The 18,023-nt window shown below is 67.6% G+C and carries 21 protein-coding genes; 5 read left to right on the plus strand and 16 right to left on the minus strand.

What is annotated here, in order from left to right; translation table 11 throughout:
• Window positions 1-2: 2 nt before the first annotated feature.
• The 9 genes from QOZ81_RS11870 to QOZ81_RS11910 form a co-directional block, all read right to left on the minus strand.
• Window positions 3-527: a ferritin family protein gene (locus QOZ81_RS11870; RefSeq protein ID WP_291206260.1), complete on the minus strand. Its 525-nt coding sequence runs from the start codon at window positions 525-527 to the stop codon at window positions 3-5.
• Between the two features lie 11 nt (window positions 528-538).
• Window positions 539-1,420, minus strand: coding sequence for a 2-oxoacid:ferredoxin oxidoreductase subunit beta (locus tag QOZ81_RS11875; RefSeq protein WP_291206258.1), 882 nt, complete (start codon window positions 1,418-1,420; stop codon window positions 539-541).
• A gap of 8 nt (window positions 1,421-1,428) precedes the next feature.
• Window positions 1,429-3,219 carry a 2-oxoacid:acceptor oxidoreductase subunit alpha gene (locus QOZ81_RS11880; protein ID WP_291206255.1) on the minus strand — a complete coding sequence of 597 codons (1,791 nt, stop codon included), beginning with the start codon at window positions 3,217-3,219 and terminating at the stop codon, window positions 1,429-1,431.
• Window positions 3,220-3,460: 241 nt separating this feature from the next.
• Complete coding sequence (gene fabD, locus QOZ81_RS11885; RefSeq protein ID WP_291206251.1) at window positions 3,461-4,399, minus strand: ACP S-malonyltransferase; 939 nt, start codon at window positions 4,397-4,399, stop codon at window positions 3,461-3,463.
• 33 nt (window positions 4,400-4,432) lie between these two features.
• Window positions 4,433-5,458 carry a phosphate acyltransferase PlsX gene (gene plsX / locus QOZ81_RS11890; protein WP_291206246.1) on the minus strand — a complete coding sequence of 342 codons (1,026 nt, stop codon included), beginning with the start codon at window positions 5,456-5,458 and terminating at the stop codon, window positions 4,433-4,435.
• A gap of 10 nt (window positions 5,459-5,468) precedes the next feature.
• Entirely contained in the window at window positions 5,469-5,654 is a 186-nt protein-coding gene (gene rpmF, locus QOZ81_RS11895; protein WP_286353738.1) for a 50S ribosomal protein L32, read from the minus strand.
• Between the two features lie 52 nt (window positions 5,655-5,706).
• Complete coding sequence (locus QOZ81_RS11900) at window positions 5,707-6,240, minus strand: YceD family protein (RefSeq protein ID WP_291206237.1); 534 nt, start codon at window positions 6,238-6,240, stop codon at window positions 5,707-5,709.
• The gene (locus QOZ81_RS11905; protein WP_291206234.1) at window positions 6,237-6,749 is read right to left on the minus strand and encodes a type II secretion system protein; all 513 of its coding nucleotides are present in this window, start codon (window positions 6,747-6,749) and stop codon (window positions 6,237-6,239) included. Before QOZ81_RS11905 ends, QOZ81_RS11900 begins: the two co-directional genes overlap by 4 nt.
• 89 nt (window positions 6,750-6,838) lie before the next feature.
• The gene (locus QOZ81_RS11910) at window positions 6,839-8,293 is read right to left on the minus strand and encodes a sigma-54-dependent transcriptional regulator (protein WP_291206231.1); all 1,455 of its coding nucleotides are present in this window, start codon (window positions 8,291-8,293) and stop codon (window positions 6,839-6,841) included.
• 74 nt (window positions 8,294-8,367) lie between these two features.
• On the opposite strand from QOZ81_RS11910, the gene QOZ81_RS11915 reads away from it, so the two are divergent.
• From QOZ81_RS11915 to rfaD, 5 genes are all read left to right on the plus strand, one after another.
• Window positions 8,368-9,471: a glycosyltransferase family 4 protein gene (locus QOZ81_RS11915; RefSeq protein WP_291206228.1), complete on the plus strand. Its 1,104-nt coding sequence runs from the start codon at window positions 8,368-8,370 to the stop codon at window positions 9,469-9,471.
• Window positions 9,462-10,427: a glycosyltransferase family 9 protein gene (locus QOZ81_RS11920; protein WP_291206225.1), complete on the plus strand. Its 966-nt coding sequence runs from the start codon at window positions 9,462-9,464 to the stop codon at window positions 10,425-10,427. Before QOZ81_RS11915 ends, QOZ81_RS11920 begins: the two co-directional genes overlap by 10 nt.
• Window positions 10,428-10,453: 26 nt before the next feature.
• A complete protein-coding gene (locus tag QOZ81_RS11925; protein WP_291206222.1) occupies window positions 10,454-11,416 on the plus strand; it encodes a DUF1573 domain-containing protein in 963 nt (320 codons plus the stop codon).
• Window positions 11,417-11,482: 66 nt separating this feature from the next.
• Window positions 11,483-12,433: a DMT family transporter gene (locus QOZ81_RS11930; RefSeq protein ID WP_291206219.1), complete on the plus strand. Its 951-nt coding sequence runs from the start codon at window positions 11,483-11,485 to the stop codon at window positions 12,431-12,433.
• Window positions 12,434-12,495: 62 nt separating this feature from the next.
• Window positions 12,496-13,431, plus strand: a complete 936-nt coding sequence (rfaD, locus tag QOZ81_RS11935; RefSeq protein WP_291206216.1) for an ADP-glyceromanno-heptose 6-epimerase — start codon at window positions 12,496-12,498, stop codon at window positions 13,429-13,431.
• A gap of 10 nt (window positions 13,432-13,441) precedes the next feature.
• On the opposite strand, the gene QOZ81_RS11940 is transcribed toward rfaD, so the two are convergent.
• From QOZ81_RS11940 to QOZ81_RS11970, 7 genes are all read right to left on the minus strand, one after another.
• Window positions 13,442-14,608 (minus strand): PP2C family protein-serine/threonine phosphatase, encoded by a 1,167-nt coding sequence (locus QOZ81_RS11940; protein ID WP_291206213.1) that lies wholly within the window; start codon window positions 14,606-14,608, stop codon window positions 13,442-13,444.
• Window positions 14,609-14,622: 14 nt separating this feature from the next.
• The gene (locus QOZ81_RS11945) at window positions 14,623-14,961 is read right to left on the minus strand and encodes an anti-sigma factor antagonist (protein WP_291206210.1); all 339 of its coding nucleotides are present in this window, start codon (window positions 14,959-14,961) and stop codon (window positions 14,623-14,625) included.
• The gene (locus tag QOZ81_RS11950; protein WP_291206206.1) at window positions 14,955-16,124 is read right to left on the minus strand and encodes a TIGR04552 family protein; all 1,170 of its coding nucleotides are present in this window, start codon (window positions 16,122-16,124) and stop codon (window positions 14,955-14,957) included. Before QOZ81_RS11950 ends, QOZ81_RS11945 begins: the two co-directional genes overlap by 7 nt.
• An 88-nt stretch (window positions 16,125-16,212) precedes the next feature.
• Window positions 16,213-16,512 (minus strand): ATP synthase F0 subunit C, encoded by a 300-nt coding sequence (locus tag QOZ81_RS11955; RefSeq protein ID WP_291206204.1) that lies wholly within the window; start codon window positions 16,510-16,512, stop codon window positions 16,213-16,215.
• A 91-nt stretch (window positions 16,513-16,603) separates the two neighbouring features.
• On the minus strand, window positions 16,604-17,335 hold the full coding sequence (atpB, locus tag QOZ81_RS11960; RefSeq protein WP_291206201.1) for a F0F1 ATP synthase subunit A: 732 nt from the start codon (window positions 17,333-17,335) through the stop codon (window positions 16,604-16,606).
• A 12-nt stretch (window positions 17,336-17,347) separates the two neighbouring features.
• The gene (locus tag QOZ81_RS11965) at window positions 17,348-17,746 is read right to left on the minus strand and encodes a hypothetical protein (RefSeq protein WP_291206198.1); all 399 of its coding nucleotides are present in this window, start codon (window positions 17,744-17,746) and stop codon (window positions 17,348-17,350) included.
• Entirely contained in the window at window positions 17,739-18,020 is a 282-nt protein-coding gene (locus tag QOZ81_RS11970; RefSeq protein WP_291206195.1) for an AtpZ/AtpI family protein, read from the minus strand. Before QOZ81_RS11970 ends, QOZ81_RS11965 begins: the two co-directional genes overlap by 8 nt.
• Between the last annotated feature and the right edge of the window lie 3 nt (window positions 18,021-18,023).

The following is an 18,023-nucleotide window of genomic DNA, read 5'->3' on the forward strand; positions in this document are numbered from 1 at the left end:
TCCTACTGCGGCGCCGGCTCGTCCACGAAGTCCTCCTCAGACAGCCCGCTGTCCGGGGGGAGCTTCGCCAGCTCGATCTGGACCAGATGCTGGTGTTCCAGTTCCTCTTCCCGCAGCTCCTCGAAGAGGGCCCGGACCTCGACGTTCGTCAGGGCCGGCAGGGCGGCCACGAAGAAGGCGTGGGCCTTCACTTCCGAGGCGAGGGCAGCCTCCATGGCCTTGCGCGGGGTCATGAAAGCCCGCGCCGCATCGAAGTCGGGGGCCTCGACATCGAAGATCATGGTTGGCGTCACGGCCCTGGGCGCATCGCCGAAGAGTTGGAGGCGGCGGGCAGCCAGCTCCCGCCCGTGCTTGGCCTCGTTCTCCACCATGTACCGGAAGAACCTGGCCGCATCGGGCGTGCGGTGCTGGTCCATCTGGGCCGCGAAGTCCTCGTAGCGTTCCTGCGCCTCGTCCTCGATGAGGATGGCCAGGTCGAGGGCATCCTTCAGGGAGAGGGTGGCGAAATCGATGCCGCGGATGGCCATGGTGACCTCCCTTACTTCTTGATGAAGAGGTCCAGGATGCGCTCCTTGGGGAGGGCATCCTTGGAAAGCAGGACCTGCCGCTCCTTCACCAGGTCGCCATAGGTCGGCGGGGGCTCGGGATTGCGGTAGAACACGCCGAGATGCAGCTTCTCGCCATAGTGCTGCGCGAGATCCATGGCCGCCAGGCGGTCGGCCGGGTTGTGCCCCAGGCTCGCCAGAGTCTCGCTGATGGCCTTGAGACCCTTGATCTGCTGGGCCTCCTCGCCGTAGGTGACGCAGGGGGACTGGATGTTCACGAAGGCGAAGCCGGGGTAGCGGATGGCCTCCTCGATGGTGGCGGCCATGCCCACGAGATCCGTGGGCGAGGCCTGGGCCACGAAGCCGGCGCCGTAGGCCAGCACGTAGAGCAGTGGATTCACCGGCTCCTCCAGGCTGCCGAACCGCGAGGTGCAGGTGACCCGGCCCTTCTGCGAGGTGGGGGAGAGCTGCCCCTTGGTGAGGCCGTAGATCTGGTTGTCCATCACGATGTAGGTGATGTCCATGTTGCGGCGGATGAGGTGCGCGATGTGCCCGCCGCCGATGGAGAAGCCGTCGCCATCACCGCCGGCGGCCAGCACCAGCAGGTCCGGGTTGGCCAACTTGATGCCCTGGGCGATGGGGAGGGAGCGGCCGTGGACGCTGTTGAAGCCGTAGGCCGTGGTGTAGCCGGGGATGCGGCTGGAGCAGCCGATGCCCGACACGAAGGCGATCTCGTGGGGCGGGCGGCCGACGGCGGCCAGGGCGCGATAGATGCCCTGCACCACGGAGAAGTCGCCGCATCCGGGGCACCAGATGGGCTTGAGGTCGCTCTTGTAGTCCTTGGGCTGGTATTCGCAGGTGCCGGTTGCGCTCATGGTCGACCTCACTCCTGGGGCTGAAGGTTGCCCTCGTGGCTGCGCTGCAGCTCCGAGACAAGGGTTTTGAGGGCCGCAACAATTTCGCTGGGCAGGAAGGGGTTCGCGCCGCTGCGGGCCAGGGGCTTCAGGCCCTTGGGCAGGTCGATGTGCATGCGCAGCAGCTTGAAGGTCTGCGCCAGGTGGGTCTGCTCGATGACGAGGCCCTTCTGCACGGAGGCGAAGAAGTCGTTGTAGACGCCCTCGGCCACGGGATAGAGCAGGTAGGGGACGAGGAGCTTGACGTCCAGCCCCTCGGCCTGGGCCATGGCCAGCGCCTCGCGGCAGACGCCGGCGATGCTGCCCCAGGCCACCATGGCGATGGGCGCGTTGGGGTTGCCCGTCACTTCGAACAGATCCTTGCGATCCTTCAGGGGCTCGAATTTCTTGGTGCGCTTGTCGTTCATGCGTGCGTGGACGGAGCCACTGTTGGTCGGCGCACCGGACTCCACATGCTCGATGCCGGAGGCCAGGTAGGTGCCGCCGATCATGCCCGGATGACTGATGGGGCTGATGTGGTTGTCGGTCTGCTTGAAGCGCTTGTAGTCCTGCAGATCCGCCCCGGCGGGAACGAGGCGGTTGATGATCTTGAACTGGGTGGTGTCGATGGGATCCAGGGTTTCCTTGCGGGCCGCGATCTCCTGGTCGGACAGGACGATCACGGGCGTCTGGTAGTGCTCGGCGATGTTGAAGGCCTCGATGGTGATGCGGAACATGTCGGCCACAGAGGTCGGAGCCAGCACCGGCCGGATCACGTCACCGTGGGCGGAGAAGCAGGCCGCGAAGAGGTCGGACTGCTCGGTCTTGGTGGGCAGGCCCGTGGAGGGGCCGCCCCGCTGCACGTCCACGATCACCAGGGGCAGCTCGGCGATGCTGGCGAGGCCCATCATTTCGGACTTGAGGGAGAGACCGGGGCCGCTGGTGGCGGTCATGGACTTCTTGCCGGCGAAGGAGGCGCCCACGGCCGCGCCGATGCCCGCGATCTCGTCCTCGGCCTGCAGCACGGAGCCGCCGTACTTCCAGACGTGATCCGTGAAGAACTGCATGATCTCGGTGGAGGGCGTGATGGGGTAGCCGCCGAAGAACTGGCAGCCGGCGAAGATGGCCGCCGCCGCGCACATGTCGTTGCCATCGGTGATGAGCTTCACCTGGCCCTTGGTCTCGGAGGCGACCACGTTCATGCTGGCCTTGAGGGGATGCTCCATGGCGAAGGCGCGGCCCGCATCGAAGGCGCGCTGATTGGCTTCCACCAGTTCCTCACCCTTCTTGGCCAGCTTCTTCCGGATGCCCTTCATCACGGCCACGGCGCCGATGCCGAACCAGCCGGCGATGAGGCCGAGCACCACGGTGTTCTTGGCGCGTTCGGTGCCGGCGGTTTCCTTGGCCATGGCGGCAATGGGCACGGCGATCACCTGCAGCGGAGTCACGCCCACCAGGGGGATCTGGTTCTCGGGAATGCCGGTGGCGGCCTCGTAGATCACCACGGTGGTGCCGCTCACGGGCAGCTCGGCGCCGAACTTGAGGAAATCCTCCCAGTTCAGGGCCACCGCCACGTCCAGGTTGCCGCCGGGGTTCAGGATCGGTTCGGTGCTGATGCGCACCCGGCAGGAGGACTCGCCACCGCGGATCTGGGAGCCGAAGCTCTTGGTCATGACGCCGTGGTAACCCTCGGCGGCCGCGGCCTGGAGCAGCGAGTCCCCGGCGGAAACGATACCGTCTCCTCCCGAACCGGCCATTCCGAAGACGAGATCTTTGCGCATGGGCACCTCCGGGAGGGAGTGGATGAGAACGGCCAAGCGGCTACGCACCGCCTACCATCCTGGACACGAAAACTGGGGTCGTGGCGTCCTTCCACCCTAGCCGCTCGGGGGTTTGGCTTGCATCACAGTTTCCCGGGGCCCTGGCCGCGAAGGCCGGAGGAAACCCGCATGGCTACTTGATGTGGGCCAAAACGCAGATGATCAGAAGATCGTGAATGCCTGTCAAAAGCAGCGCGGGGTGTCAGCCCAGCTGGGCCAGATCATCAGGGGTCCCGAGACTGAGCGCGGCCACGTCGAGCCCGCGCTCCTTGGCCTGCCGCTTCGCCAGTCCCGCCAGCACTTTCCCTGGGCCCAGTTCCACAAAGGTGGTGACTCCCTGATCCAGCAGCAGGTCCATCGTCGCCTGCCAGCGCACGGCGCCAGGGATCTGACGCACCAGGCCATCCAGCAGCGCATCGGGGCTGGTCACCGGGGCGGCGTCCACGTTGTTCACCAGGGGGCAGATGGGCGCCTTGAAGGCCAGGGCGCGCAGCACAGGTTCCATGCGGGTCTTGGCAGGTTCCATCAGGGGCGAATGGAAGGGGGCGCTCACCGGCAGCTTCATCATCTTGCGCCCTCCGCGGGCTTTGGCGGCCTCCATGGCGGCCTCCACGGCCTCCGCATGGCCGGCGATGACGATCTGGCCGGGCCCGTTGAAATTCGCCGGAACCACGATCCTGCCCGTGGCCGCGGCGGCTTCAGCGCAGGCGGCCTCCACGTCTGCCTGGCTCATGCCCAGCAGGGCGGCCATGGCACCCACACCCACCGGCACGGCCTCCTGCATGGCCCGGCCGCGCTCCCGGACCGTGCGGACCGCATCCTGGAAGCCCAGGGCACCCAGGGCCACCAGGGCGCTGTACTCGCCCAGAGAGTGGCCGGCGGCGAAATCGGGTTTCGGCAGGCGGTGCGCCCATGCCCTCACCACCATGATGCTGTGCGTCAGGATGGCGGGCTGAGTGTGCTCCGTGAGCTTCAGCGTCTCTTCGGGGCCTTCCGCCATCAGCTTCGACAGGGGGAAGCCCAGGGCCGCGTCAGCGTCCTGCAGAACCGCGCGAGCCGCGGGTTCGGCCTCCGCCAGCGCCACACCCATGCCCACAGCCTGAGAACCCTGACCGGGAAACAGCCACGCCACCTTGCTCATGGACACCTCAAAGAATCGGGATCTGTCTGGCCATCAGTCCTGCGGCAGCAGCAGCGCCACGCGCTCCTGGATGCGCTCGTGGAGGTGGTGTTCCGCGGCGCGCAGGGCGGCGCGGATGGCGTTGCGCACGGCCTTGGCATCGCTGCGGCCATGGCCGATGATGCTCACGCCCTTCACGCCCAGGAGCGGGGCGCCGCCGTATTCGGCGTAGTCGAGCTTCTTCTTGAAGCTCTTCATGGCGGGCTTCGCCAGCAGGCCCGCGAACTTGGTGAGGGCGCTCTGCATGAAACTCTCGCGCAGGCCGGAGATGATGCCCTCGGCCAGGGCCTCGCTGGACTTCAGCACCACGTTGCCCACGAAGCCATCACAGGCGATCACGTCGAAGTTCCCGTTCCAGATGTCGCGGCCCTCGGCGTTGCCCTCGAAGCGGATCTCCATGCTGCGGAGCATGGCCGAGGCCTCCTTGGTCACGTCGGTGCCCTTGCCGTCCTCCTCGCCCACGCTGAGGATGCCGACCCTGGGGCATTCCAGGCCCAGCACCTGCTCGGCGTAGACCGAACCCATCACGGCAAACTGGGCAATGTGTTCAGCGCGGCAGTCCACGTTGGCGCCGACGTCCAGGAGCACGGTCGGTCCGCCCTTCATGTTGGGCAGGACGCTGGCCAGCGCGGGCCGATCCACGCCCTCCAGCTTGCCGATGACGAGGACCGAGGCCACCATGGCCGCCCCGGTGTGCCCCATGGACACCACGCCATGGGCCCGCCCCTCGCGGACCAGTTGGGCGGCCACGCGGATGGAGCTGTCCTTCTTTTCCTTCAGGATGCAGGTGGCCTTGTCTTCCATGACCACGGTATGGAAGGCATGCACCAGCTCGACCCGGGTCATGAGCGCCGGCGTGAAGCCGTACCTGCCCAGCTCCGGGCGGATGACGCCCTCGTTGCCCACCAGGAGCAGCTGGAGCCCAGGCCAGGCCTCAAGGGCCTCCCGGGCGCCCTGCAAGGTGGCATGGGGGGCGTTGTCGCCCCCCATGACATCCAGCGCGATTCGATGGCCGTCCACCGGCCGACTCTTAAGCCGTTTCTGCGACGCGGACAGCCAGCTTGCCGCGGTAGAAGCCGCAGCTGGGGCACACGCGGTGCGGCAGCTTGGGGGTCTGGCAGTTCGGGCAGGTGCTGGCGCTCATGACTTCCAGCGCGTCATGGGTGCGCCGGCGGTCGCGGCGGGCCTTGGAATGGCGGCGCTTGGGATTCGGCATGGCTTGCTCCTAGGAGTAGAACGATAGAACGCAATGTTCCAGGTTAAAGGGTTCAGGATTCCGGGTCCAGCTTGATTCCCGCCAGAGCCTTGGTCAGGGCCCGGTTGAGGGCAGATGGGGCCTGGTCGGCTTCAGGCCGGCAGTGGCAGGGGCCCTTGTTCCAGTTCTTGCCGCAGCTGGGGCAGAGGCCCTTGCAGTCCTCGACGCAGAGCGGGTGCATGGGAGCCTGGAGCTCGAACTGCTCGCGCACCAGCTCCGCCTCGTCGAGGTTGTCCTCGGGGAGGAAGACCACGTCCAGATCCTGGGAGCCCAGCTGGTGCGATCCGCGGCCCACCAGATCCGCGTCCTTACTGCCCAGGAACTGGCTCTCGACCACCAGGGGCCGGTCCAGGGGCGCGAGGCAGCGGCTGCAGGTGCCCTGCCACAGGGCCTGGCCCTTCACCTCGAGGAAGACGTCGCCATCGGAGGCCAGCGCGAAGACCGCCCAGGACAGGTCGCGCAGGGACGCATCCCCTTCCAGCGCCAGCTGGGCCGTGGTGCCGTTCAGGCGCAGCCCTTCCGGGGGCAGGTGGTAGAGGTCGATCACTTCTTCGCTCCGGCATCACCTGCGGGGAGGTCCGCCTTGGGAGCGCCTCCGGCCGAGGGGCCGTTGCCCATGACCTGGCCCTGTCCCGGCGTCCGGGTGATGGGGCCGTAGTCGTCCTGGTTGTCGGGATCACCAAGGCACTTCAGCTCGTAGGTGGCGCGGGAGGACTTGCCCTCGTAGGGCTGCTTGAAGGGGTCCTGGGAGGACATGCTCATCTTGATGAGGCTTTCCTTCACCAGGACGGAATTGCCATCCACCATGGCGTCCCAGCTGCCGAAATCCGGGTAGGTCCCATGCTTGAGCCAGTACTGGTCCAGGCCCTCGGCCACGATCTTGAGTTCGTCCTGGGCCTTGAGGTAGCGGGCCTGGGCCCCCTGCTTCCGGTACTGGGAGAATCCCAGGGTGCCCAGCACGGCGATGATCATCATCGCCACCAGCAGTTCCAGGAGGGAGAACCCGCGGGTCGCTCGGCGTGCCTGGGAGGTGGCCTGGTTCGAATGGGGGGTCATGGGCGGGGTCCGGGGTGAGGGGGCGGATGGGTCGCATCCGAGCGTTCCAGTGTGCCAGAAAGGGCCGGAAAAGCAAGCATTCATGGGCATCATGCCTCCTTGGGGCCTTCGGTTCCGCCCCCTTCGTCCACCACCGGAGCGGGGAAGTCGGCGGGCCAGGGGAATTCCATGGGAAGGGCCTCCAGGCCGCCAAGTTCGGCCAGCCAGTACCGGTAGGCCCGGAAGCTCATGCCGAGGCGTTTGCCGGCCTTGGTCTTCACGCCCCCGACCTCGTCCAGGGCCCGCCGGAGGAAGTGCCCCTTCAGGGCCTGGATCCAGGCTTCGAGGTCGAAGCCCTCGGGGGGGATGACCAGGGGCGCGAGGCGGCTCAGGCCCTGGGCGGGCCCGGCCAGGCCGAGTCCGTCCGGCAGCAGGTCCTTGGTGATGGGGCCGCCGGGGTTGAGCGCCACGCAGCGCTCCATGAGGTTCTCGAGCTCGCGGACATTGCCGGGGAACCGGTGGCAGAGGAGCTGCGACATGGTCTCCGGGTGCAGCTGCATGGGCGCCTTGCCCAGCTTCTGGCAGGAGCGCCGGATGAAGTGCTCCGCCAGCACCGGCAGGTCCTCGGGCCGCTCCCGCAGCGGGGGCAGCTCGATCTGGAGGATGTTCAAGCGGTAGTACAGGTCCTCCCGGAAGGCGCCGGTTTCGGCTCGCGTCCTGAGGTCCCGGTTGGTGGCGGCGATGACCCGCACGTCCACGGCCCGCTCTTCCGTGGCCCCCAGCCGGCGGAAGCGGCGCTCCTGGAGCACCCGCAGCAGCTTCACCTGGAGGGAGGAGGGCATCTCCCCGATCTCGTCGAGGAAGAGGATGCCGCCGCCCGCCTCCTCGAAGAGGCCCCGCTTCATGGCCCCGGCACCGGTGAAGGCGCCCTTCTCGAAGCCGAACAGCTCGCTCTCCAGCAGCGCCTCGGGCAGGGCCCCGCAGTTCACGGCCACGAAGGGTCCCTTCGCGCGATCGGAGTACCGGTGAATGAGCCGGGCCACCACCTCCTTGCCCGTGCCGCTCTCGCCCGTCAGGAGCACCGTGGTGTCGGCCCTGGAGACCTTGCCGATGAGGGCGTTGATCTTCCGCATGATGGGCCCCACCCCCACCAGCTCGCCCAGGTCCGAGGGCGGGGCGGCCTGGGGCTCGGCGGCGGCGAGCAGGCCCTTGAGGGAGGCGATCAGCTCTTCGTGCTTGAAGGGCTTCGTGATGAAATCCACGGCCCCCTGGTTCAGGGCCTGCACGGTGGTTTCGGTGGTGGCGTAGGCGGTCATGATGACCACCGGCGTCTCCAGCCCCTGCTCCTTCATCCAGGTCAGCAGTTCGATGCCCGACCCGTCCTTGAGCTTCAGGTCGGAGAGCACGCCGTCGAAGGTGGTCTCCCGGAGGGCCCGCTGCCCCTCCTCGATGCCAGCGGCGGCCTCGCACTTGAAGCCGGCCCCCTCCAGCGCCAGGGTCAGCACCTCCCGGAGGCCGGGTTCGTCCTCCACCAGCAGGATCCGTTGGGTCGAGGCTAGGGACATGGCAACCTGTGAGTGTGACGCGTTAGGTCAGTCATCCTATCCTGAATCCGGCCCTGCACCCTTTCTGGAGTCCCGTGAAGCATGTCGTGTTCGCCCACCGGAAGCTGTCCTTCGGGGGCGGTGAGCGGGTGCTCCTGGAGCAGGTGGCCGCCCTGGCGCCCCTGCCCATCAAGGTTTCCGTGCTCTTCCGCAAGGAACCGGGAAGGCGCGACATCGAGCCTGAGCTGCGGGAACGGAACCCCAACGTGGTCGAGGTGATCCACCTCCCGGGCGCCCTGGGCGCCTTCCGCTGGCTGTGGCGGACCCGGCCCGACCTGCTGGTCGTCTGCAACCACAAGGGCGTGCAGCGCGCCCTGCCCTGGCTGGCCCGCCTCGGGCTTCGGATCCCCACGGTGCTCACCCTGCACGAGCACTACGAGCGCCACCTCCGCAAGTACCGGGGCATCCGGAACCTGGTGGACCGCTGGATCTGCACCTACGACTTCACCGCTGCCGTGCGGGAGCACCTCAGCGCAGCCCCCTGCAGCGTCATCCACCCGCTCTATCCACGGCCCGAGGTCGAGGCGGCGACGCCCGAGGACCGCCAAGCCGCACGGCGCCAACTGGGCCTGCCGGGCACTGGAATCGTCGTGGGCTACGTCGGGCAGATCGATGGCCGCAAGGATCCCGCCGGCGTCGTCACCTTCGCCGAGGCACTCGGGGACGTCCACCTGCTCTTCGCCGGACGAGAAGAAGCCGACACCGCAGTGTCCCTCGACAAGCGCCTGTCCACTTCCCCCCTCCGCGACCGCACCTCCCGGCTGGGCCCCCAGGCGGATCTTCGCCCTGCCTTCACAGCCCTGGACCTCTATGTCATGACCAGCCGCAACGAGGGCTTCTTCCCCATCGCCCTCATCGAGGCCCTGGAGCGCGGCGTGCCGGTGCTGGCGCCCACGGTGGGCGGCATCGGAAGCCAGCTGAAGGATGGCGACGGGGGCTTCCTCATCAAGAAAACGGATGACCGCCGCTCCGTCCCCACTCCCCTTCTGGAAGCCGCGGCCACCCGCCTCGCCCCGCTCATGGCCTACGCTCCCGGTTGGGAGGCCCAGCGGGCGAAGGCCCACGCCTTCGGCACCGCGCTGACCCGGGATTACGACGCCACGGCGAAGTTCCGCGAGGCGGTGGCCGAGTGGCTGTGATCCCCGACCACGCCACCTGGGTGCGCTTTCCGCGTTTTGTCGGAGACGCCGCCATGCAGCTGCCGGTGCTGCGCCTCCTCCGGGAGATCGGCGCCGGTCCCATCGTCGTCTGGGGACCGAAGGCCACCGTCGGCCTGGTGGCCGACACCTGGTTCTGCGATGCGACAGTGCCGGACGAGGGCAAGCCCGGCCCCCTGGCCATGGCCGGCACCCTTCGCCGGCACCGGGCCGCCCGCAGCATCCACTTCCCGAAGTCCCTGCGCCCGGCCCTGGCGGCTTGGCTGGCCCGCGTGCCCGAGCGCATCGGCGTGGATGAGAGCCTGGCGGGCCTCTTCAACACCCACAGTGGCCCCTTCTGGAGTGCAGATGGCCCTTTCCTGCTTCGCTACCACGCGGTGCTCGCGCGGCGCTGGCCGGACCTCCCACCCATGCCCTTTGCCGACTTCGATCCGGGGGTCGTCATCGACAAGCCCGGGGAGCGCTACCTCTGCCTGATGCCCGGCTCCACCTGGCCTTCCAAGGCCTGGCCCCTGGAGCACTACCGGACCCTCCTGCTCAGGGCCCGTGCGGAAGGATTCGCCGTGGCCGTTCTGGGATCCCCGGACGAGGCCGTCACCTGCACTGCGGTGGCCGGCGCCGAGGGCATCAACCTCTGCGGCCGGACGACGCTCAAGGAGGCCGCCGCCTGGATGCGCGGAGCCGCGGTCGTGCTCGGGAACGACTCGGGCCTCAGCCACCTCGCCGCAGCCACCGGAGCGCCCGCGCTGGCCCTCTATGGCGCCACGGACCCCGGCGGCTCCACCCCCTGGGGGCCGAAGAGCCGGGGTCTGCGGAAGGAGGGCATTCCCTGCGCCCCCTGCTTCAAGCCGGCTTGCTTCACGCCAGGGCACCCCTGCCTGGCGGACATCGGGCCCGACCAGGTCTGGGCTGAACTGAGCTCCCTCATCTCCGTATAGAATTCAAGTCTCCTCCGAGGTTCCGCATGTTCCGTCGTCTCCTCCTCGCCTGCGCCGCCGCCACCCTGATGGCCCAGGCCCCCGTCATCAGCTTCGACAAGACTCACCACGACTTCGGCCGCATCACGCCGGACAAGAAGGTGGCCGCCAAGTACCGGGTCACCAACACCGGCAACGCCTACCTGAGCATCACCCAGGTCCGCCCCAGCTGCGGCTGCACCTACACGATGCTCGGCAAGTGGTCCATCGCCCCCGGGGAATCCACGGAGATCGAGGCCATGTTCGATCCCAAGGGCCTCAAGGGCGGCGTGCGCAAGTCCATCGAGGTGGTCTGCAACGATCCGAAGACGCCGACCCTGAGCCTGACGCTGGAGGCCGAGGTCGTGCAGGAGATCATGCCGTCGGTGGAATCCGTTTATTTCCACCAGGCCCCCAAGTCGGCCTCCACCCGCAGCCAGATCCGCTATGTCAGCGGCAACGGGGAGCCCGTCCAGATCGTGGAGGTGAAGGCCCCGGGCGCGCCCTTCCTCACCTTCGCCTTCCGGCCCGAGGGCAAGGACATCGTGCTGGAGGTCACCTTCGATGGCCGCAAGGTCCCTGCGGGTCTCTACCGCGGCGTCGAACAGGCCACCGTCCGGTTCACCAATCCCCGGATGAACCAGCTGCCCCTGAACATCCAGTGGGACCTCAAGCCCTCGATCCAGGCCAGCCCCGTCGAGCTCGTCTTCCAGGACGCGGCGGGCAAGGAACTCCGCCAGAAGCTGACCCTCAAGCAGGCTGAAGGACGCCCCTTCCGCATCACGGGCACCCGCCCCTCCTTCCAGGGGATGCGCGTCGAGGGACTGGACCAGAAGGCCTCCACCCTGGACCTGACCGTGGTCTTCCCCGCCACTGCGAAGGCCGGCCGGTACAGCGAGGTCCTGGCCCTGAGCACCGATGATCCCGATCAGCCGGAGTTGACGATCCGCGTGGTGGCCCTGCTGAAATAGCAGCGGATGGCCGGTCCGGCGAAAGTTCCGCTCGGAGGGGTCCCATCCGGGCGATAGCCTGTGAGGATGCCGGAATCCCGCGCTTCCCATCTGATCGCCGTGCTCTCCATGGCCGCCATCGCGGCCGTGTGGGGCGGCGGCTTCCCCGCCACCAAGTACTGCCTCCAGGCGGGGTTGTCGGTGGGAGCCATCCTCGCCCTGCGCTTCGCCATCGGCACCCTCGGCCTCGGCGCGATGCTGGTGCTCCTGAAGGTGCCCCTCCGCCGGCGCGATGTCCTGGATGGCCTCTGCCTGGGCCTGGTGCTGGTCACCCTGTTCTGGCTCCAGACGGATGGCCTGCGCTTCACCACCACCTCAAAATCCGGGTTCATCACCGGGCTTTACGTGATCTTCACGCCCATGGTGGCGCTGCTGATCGGTGACCGCCTGCGGCCTTCCCATGGCCTCGGGGCCCTGGTGGCCCTCGTGGGCCTGGCCTTCCTGGTGCGGGAGCCGGGCCTGGCCTGGGGCGGCTGGAACCGCGGGGATTCCGAGACCCTGCTGGCGGCCGTGCTCTGCGGCTTCCACATCGTGATGACCTCGCATTTCTCCCGCCGGTCCTCCGGCTGGGTCCTGGCCTTCGTGCAGGTGGCCGTGACCGGCGCCGTGTCGCTGGTGGTCACGCTCACGCTTCCGGCCCCGTACGGATTCCAGGGTGCCGGGGCGGCCCTCGCGCAGGTGGGCACCTGGGTGTCCCTGGCCTTCATGGGGATCTTCGCCACGAGCCTCGCGTTCTACGTCCAGAGCGCCATGCAGGCCCGGCTGGGGGCCACCGAGAGCGGCATCCTCCTGTCCACCGAGCCCGTCTGGACCGCCGCCATCGCGGTCAGCGGCCTGGTGCCGGGCATCCGCGAGCACCTGAGTCCCATCCAGCTCATGGGCGGCCTGCTCATTCTCGCGGCCACCCTCGTGACGGAACTGGGACCGCGGCTGCTGCGCCGCCTGGCCCCCATCGAGGCCGAAGACACCATCGGCTAGGGGCCGTTGCCCAACGCATTGGGCGCCGGCGAAGCCGCTATGCTGGAAGTGAGGAGTCGGAGATGTTCATCGTCACGGGTGGTGCGGGATTCGTGGGCAGCAACCTGGTGCGGGAGCTGAACCGGCGCGGCCACACGGACATCCTCGTGGTGGACAACCTGGCCCGCGCCGAGAAGGCCCGGAACCTGGCGGACCTGACCCTGGCCGACTACATGGACAAGCGCGAGTTCAGGTCCCGTCTGGATGCCGGCACCCTGGACCTCCAGCCCGAGGCCGTGTTCCACAACGGAGCCTGCTCCGACACCATGGAGTCCGACGGGCGCTACATGATGGAGAACAACTACGGGGACTCGAAGGCCCTGCTCCACTGGTGCCTGGCCCGCAAGACGCCCCTGGTCTATGCCAGCAGCGCGGCCACCTACGGGGCCAGCACCGATTTCGAGCCGGTGCCCGCGAATGAAGGCCCCCTGAACGTCTACGGCTACTCGAAGCTGGCCTTCGATCAACATGTGCGCAGCCTCATGCCGGCCATCCAGAGCCCCGTGGTGGGCCTGCGCTACTTCAACGTGTTCGGCCCGCGGGAGCACCACAAGGGCCGCATGATGTCCGTGCTCCACCAGCTGCTGCGCCAGCTGAAGGAGACTGGCGCCTGCCGCCTGTTCCGGGGCACCGACGGATTCGGCGATGGCGAGCAGCAGCGCGACTTCGTCTTCGTGGGCGACATCGTGGCCATCAACCTCCACTTCGGCGGCGCGGGCATGGCGAAGGCCATCGTGAACGCCGGAACGGGCCGCGCCCGCAGCTTCAACGACATTGCCAAGACGCTCATCGCCCACCTCGGCCAGGGCCGCATCGACTACATCCCCTTCCCTGACGAGCTGCGCGGCAAGTACCAGAGCTTCACCCAGGCGGACGTGCGCAGCTTACGCGCGGCGGGCTACACGGCGCCGTTCACCGAGATGGAAGCCGGCATCGCGGCCACGCTGGCCGAGATCTAGCGGCAGGCGCTCAGGCCTTCCGGTCCAGGATCACCAGGGTCACGTCGTCCAGGAAGGGCGCGGGATGGTTGAAGGTGCGGGCCTGGGCGATGACGGCGTCGGCCGCCGCCTCCGCGCCCACCGGCAGCTCCGCACAGATGCGGCGCAAGCCGGCCTCCTCGAGCATGGTGCGGTCCTCGCGTTCCACCTCCACCAGGCCGTCGGTGTACAGCACCAGGCGGTCCTCCGGCAGGAACTCGGCATCGTGCTCCATGAAGGGCAGCTGCTCATCCAGCCCCAGCATGAAGCCCTTGCCCCGCAGCACCTCGGAGCGCTGCAGTCCGCCCTTCGCCCCGCCCACGATCCGCAGGGGGGCGCAGTGCCCGGCCACCACGTAGCGCAGGCGGTTGGAGACGGGATCGAGGCGGCCCAGCCAGGCCGTGGCGAACTGCTCGGCCAGGGTGGAGCGGCAGAGATCCTCGTTCATGCCCTGGGCCCAGGCCAGGGGCTCGCCCCCCAGCCGCACCTGGTTCTCGAAGGAGGTCTTCACCATGGCGGAGATGAGCGCCGCGGTGACGCCATGGCCGCTCACGTCGGCGATCATCATGGCCGTGCAGCCATCGGGCAGGGGCAGGATCGCGTAGATGTCCCCGCCGATGCCGGCTGCCGGAAGATACCGGTGCGTATACCGGGAGCCCGGCGCCTCGCCTGGCAGCTTGGGCAGCAGCCCCATCTGGAGGGCGGCCGCCAGCTCCATCTCCTCCTGCACCTTCTGCTGGAAGGTGGTGAGCTCCTTGTTCTGCCGCTTGATCTCCTTCTGCATCTCGATGAGACGGAAGGTGGAGTCAACCTTGGCCAGCACCTCCTGGGCGTGGAAGGGCTTGGGGATCATGTCGTCGGCGCCCAGGGCCAGGCCGCCGATGCGCGAGGCGGTGCCGTCCAGGGCGGACAGGATGATGAAGTAGATGTCGCGGGTGGCCGGGTCGCTCTTGACGCGCTTGCACAGCTCGTCGCCGGGCATCTCCGGCATGCGGAGGTCCGAGATGATGAGGTCGGGCCGGGAGCGGCCCATCTCGTCGAGGGCTTCCAGACCGTTGGCGGCGGTCAGGACCTGGTAGCCCGCCCGCTTGAGGTAGAAGCTGAGGATGTCCCGGATGGGTGCTTCATCATCCACAACCAGAACGGCGCCCTTGGCCATGCAGGGCGCGTCGGTCAGGCGCCGCGCAGAGCGTCCTGCTCCGTGGCGAAGATGGAGAAGTAGTTGGTGAGGTTGGTCTGGTCGAAGGTCTTCTTCACCGGCGCGGGGAGACAGCACAGGTGCAGCTTGCCGCCGGACTTGTCCACGCTGTTGCGAGCGGCGACCAGGAGCCCCAGGCCGGAGGAATCGATGAAGCTGACGCCTTCGAGGTTGATCGCGAGGAGCTTCGGCTGCGCCGTTGCCACCGTCTCGCGGATCACGTCCCGCAGCTGGGCGGTCACCTCGAAATTGACCTTGCCCTGGATGGACACCACGGAAGCGGTGCCTTCTTGGCGGGTCTGGATGTTCAGCATGGTTCCTCCTGAAGGATTCCCTGAAGTACTCTCCGCCGGGCGGCGTCCCGCTGGCGCTGTTTGTATTCCGAATGGGATGCGGGACCGGATCGTGAGCTTTGAAACCCCGATTGTTCCATCACTTGGACTTCATGTGCGAAGAAGAAAGTAAACTCCTCCTGATCCTGGATCAACTCCGGAATGCGGACGAGGTCGGATAGCTCGGTATCTCCCATGGTCTGGAGGCGCTCCTGGAGGGTCTCCAGGGCCCGGGTGGCGGGGCTGGGGAGCCGAACCAGGGTGCGGGCAGTGAATTGGATGGCCGAGTAATCCTTGCTGGAAAAGGGGTTTTGATCCTTTCCGGGGCCCTTTATGGCCAGGGTCCGGCTCAGCGCCTGTCGCTCCTCGGGCCCCAGGTCCTGGATCCGGAAGAAGGGTGGGGTCGCCTCGCTCCAGGCAGCCAGTGCCTCCATGTCGATCATCAGGTTCCGGCTCCGGCTGGGCTTGATGTGCGTCGGCATGAGCACGTGGTGGTCCAAGAGGAAGCGGATGACCATCAGCACGCCCAGCTGGTCCTCGGCCACCAGGCGGATGCCGATCTGGTCATAGATGGTCTCAGCCACGTTCTCGGGCTTGTGGAGCATCTTCAGGAGCATGGAGACCCGGTCCTTGTTCTCCTTGCGCTCCATGGCCACCAGGGGCACCTCGTAGGCCCCCCGCAGGAACCAGCGGCCCTCCTCGCACACCAGGTACTGGTCGTAGCGGCTGAAGACCTGGCGCTGGATCTCGGGCAGGAAGCGCAGGTTCACATTGTGGTCCACGTGGAAGAGCGTGTGCATCACCCGGAGGATGGCGCAGGACCAGCGTCCCCGGATGTTGCGGGGCCGGTCGGAGGCCCAGACCAGCAGATCCAGCGGGTCCTGCAGGTCCCGCACTTCCAGGGGGACGTGGAGGCTGGTCCCCTCCAGCACCACGGCCTCCAGGAAGTCCACGGCGTCCTCGTAGACCCGCATCACGGCGGCCCGCTGGACCGGGACATCCATGTCGTAGCCGTAGTTCAGCGCGAAGTTCCTGGCCTCCCCGGGGGAGTGGATCCGCAGCGAATCCAGGTCGATGGGCGAGCCGCCCCCCAGGATCACCTGGGTGACTTCGGGGGGCATGGGGAACAGGGCGTGGGGAGTCATGGCGGCTAGAACCTACATCGGTCTTTCAAGGAATCACAATAAAAACGGGGCGCCCAGTCCTGGACGCCCCGCTCGGAACAAGGAACGCCTACTTGATGGCGAAGGCGGCCACGAGCACGTAGATCACGAGGGCCTCGATGAGGGCCAGGCCGATGATCATGGTGGTACGGATGGCACCAGCGGCCTGGGGGTTGCGGGCGACGCCTTCGCAGGCGGCGACCACGGCCTTGCCCTGGCCCAGACCGCAGCCGGCGGCGGCGATGGCGAGGGAGAGGTGGGCCACGAACTGGCCTTCGAAGAGGCTCTTCTGAGCGGCGACGGGGGCGCCCTGCGCGAAGGCGACGGCGGCCAGGGTGAAGAGGAAGGCGGTGGTGAGGAACTTCTTCATGTGGTGCTCCTTGGTTTTGCCCGAAGGGTTCGGAATCCCGCAGGCGGTTGAATGCTTTTCTAGCGGAAATCGCGCAGCGATTTCCGGAGGCTCAATGCTCGTGGGAGACGGCGCCACTCAGGTAGATCGTGGCCAGCATCGTGAACACGAAGGTCTGGATCAGGCCGAAGAAGAGGCCCAGGAACATCATGGGCACCGGCAGCAGGATGGGCATCAGGCCGAAGAAGATGCCCGCCACCACGTGCTCGCCGGCGATGTTGCCGAAGAGACGCAGGGAGTGGCTGAGAATGCGGCTGAGCAGGCCCAGGATCTCCAGGGGGAACATGAGGGGGGCCAGCCACCAGATGGGTCCGGCGAAGTGCAACCAGTACTTGCCGACGCCCTGCTCCTTCATGCCGTGCCAGTTGTAGTAGCCGAACACCACCAGCGCCGCGCCCAGGGTGACGTTCCAGTTGCTCGTTCCGGGGCTGAGGCCGGGGAGCAGGCCGAAGAGGTTGTTGAAGAAGACGAACAGGGCCATGGTCCCGATAAAGGGCAGGTACTTCTCGCCGTGGTGGGCGATGTTGTCGTTGATCATCTCCTTCAGGCCGCCGACGACGCCCTCGAAGATCTGCTGCAGGGGGCCGGGGATGCGGGCCAGGCCCTTCCGGACCAGGGTGGTGATGACCATGGTCAGCAGCGCGGCCAGGGCCGCGTTCAGCAGGTGATCGTACCGTTCCAGCACGGACAGGGAAGCGCCGTGGGCGAAGCCGGGCCAGGGGTGCTGGGCGAGGCCCAACACGTGGGTGAGCCACTGGGCGAGCAACGATGCGTGGTGTTCCATGTCGGTCAGACCTCACTCGGGTGGCGTGGCTTCGGGCTTCTGGAACATCAGGCGCAGGGCCTCCAGAAGGATGCCGGCCACGAAGAGGAGCACTCCCAGGGCCAGCGGCAGAGCTTCCGCCGGGTAATTTCCCATCATCCCACGCAGCACCAGGGCGATCAATGCCAGTTTGCCCAGGGACAGGAAGCCGTAGAGCCAGCGCAGGCGCACGGACGGGGTGAGCATCCGGGCCGTCAGGACCCGGTGGAGGGCCCAGAAGGTCAGGCTGGTCAGGGAACCCACGGCGAAGACCAGGGCGGCGGTCCAGGAGCGCAGGAAGCCCCAGAGGGGGATGCCCAGCAGGCCCAGGACCACCATGGCCCCCGTCACCCGCCTCAGGTGGCCTTCGCCGTCGTCCCCAGGCTCAGACATGGAGGTCCTTGTCATCCTGGAGGCGCTTCAGCTCGGCCTCGTCCCGCCGGGACATGCGCTGGCTGACCTTGTAGAGCTCGTAGAAGGCGGTGGCGATACCCCAGACCAGGCCCACCCACTGACCCGGCACCGGCCGCCCGAACCAGCCTCCGATCCAGCGCCCCAGGAAGAAGCCCAGGGTGATGGCGATGGGGAACACGAAGCCCAGGGACATGAGGTCGCCCCAGAGGGCCCGCTCCCCCGGATCCGCATCCACCTTCTTCTTGAAGATCACGCT

It is taken from the genome of Geothrix sp., from assembly GCF_030219325.1.
Taxonomy (GTDB): domain Bacteria; phylum Acidobacteriota; class Holophagae; order Holophagales; family Holophagaceae; genus Geothrix.

Coding starts and splice junctions, on each gene's coding strand:
- QOZ81_RS11870 (WP_291206260.1), bottom strand. CDS start 527: ATGGCCATCCGCGGCATCGATTTCGCCACCCTCTCCCTGAAGGATGCC.
- QOZ81_RS11875 (WP_291206258.1), bottom strand. CDS start 1,420: ATGAGCGCAACCGGCACCTGCGAATACCAGCCCAAGGACTACAAGAGC.
- QOZ81_RS11880 (WP_291206255.1), bottom strand. CDS start 3,219: ATGCGCAAAGATCTCGTCTTCGGAATGGCCGGTTCGGGAGGAGACGGT.
- fabD (WP_291206251.1), bottom strand. CDS start 4,399: ATGAGCAAGGTGGCGTGGCTGTTTCCCGGTCAGGGTTCTCAGGCTGTG.
- rpmF (WP_286353738.1), bottom strand. CDS start 5,654: ATGCCGAATCCCAAGCGCCGCCATTCCAAGGCCCGCCGCGACCGCCGG.
- QOZ81_RS11905 (WP_291206234.1), bottom strand. CDS start 6,749: ATGACCCCCCATTCGAACCAGGCCACCTCCCAGGCACGCCGAGCGACC.
- QOZ81_RS11910 (WP_291206231.1), bottom strand. CDS start 8,293: ATGTCCCTAGCCTCGACCCAACGGATCCTGCTGGTGGAGGACGAACCC.
- QOZ81_RS11925 (WP_291206222.1), top strand. CDS start 10,454: ATGTTCCGTCGTCTCCTCCTCGCCTGCGCCGCCGCCACCCTGATGGCC.
- QOZ81_RS11930 (WP_291206219.1), top strand. CDS start 11,483: ATGCCGGAATCCCGCGCTTCCCATCTGATCGCCGTGCTCTCCATGGCC.
- rfaD (WP_291206216.1), top strand. CDS start 12,496: ATGTTCATCGTCACGGGTGGTGCGGGATTCGTGGGCAGCAACCTGGTG.
- QOZ81_RS11940 (WP_291206213.1), bottom strand. CDS start 14,608: ATGGCCAAGGGCGCCGTTCTGGTTGTGGATGATGAAGCACCCATCCGG.
- QOZ81_RS11945 (WP_291206210.1), bottom strand. CDS start 14,961: ATGCTGAACATCCAGACCCGCCAAGAAGGCACCGCTTCCGTGGTGTCC.
- QOZ81_RS11950 (WP_291206206.1), bottom strand. CDS start 16,124: ATGACTCCCCACGCCCTGTTCCCCATGCCCCCCGAAGTCACCCAGGTG.
- QOZ81_RS11955 (WP_291206204.1), bottom strand. CDS start 16,512: ATGAAGAAGTTCCTCACCACCGCCTTCCTCTTCACCCTGGCCGCCGTC.
- atpB (WP_291206201.1), bottom strand. CDS start 17,335: ATGGAACACCACGCATCGTTGCTCGCCCAGTGGCTCACCCACGTGTTG.
- QOZ81_RS11965 (WP_291206198.1), bottom strand. CDS start 17,746: ATGTCTGAGCCTGGGGACGACGGCGAAGGCCACCTGAGGCGGGTGACG.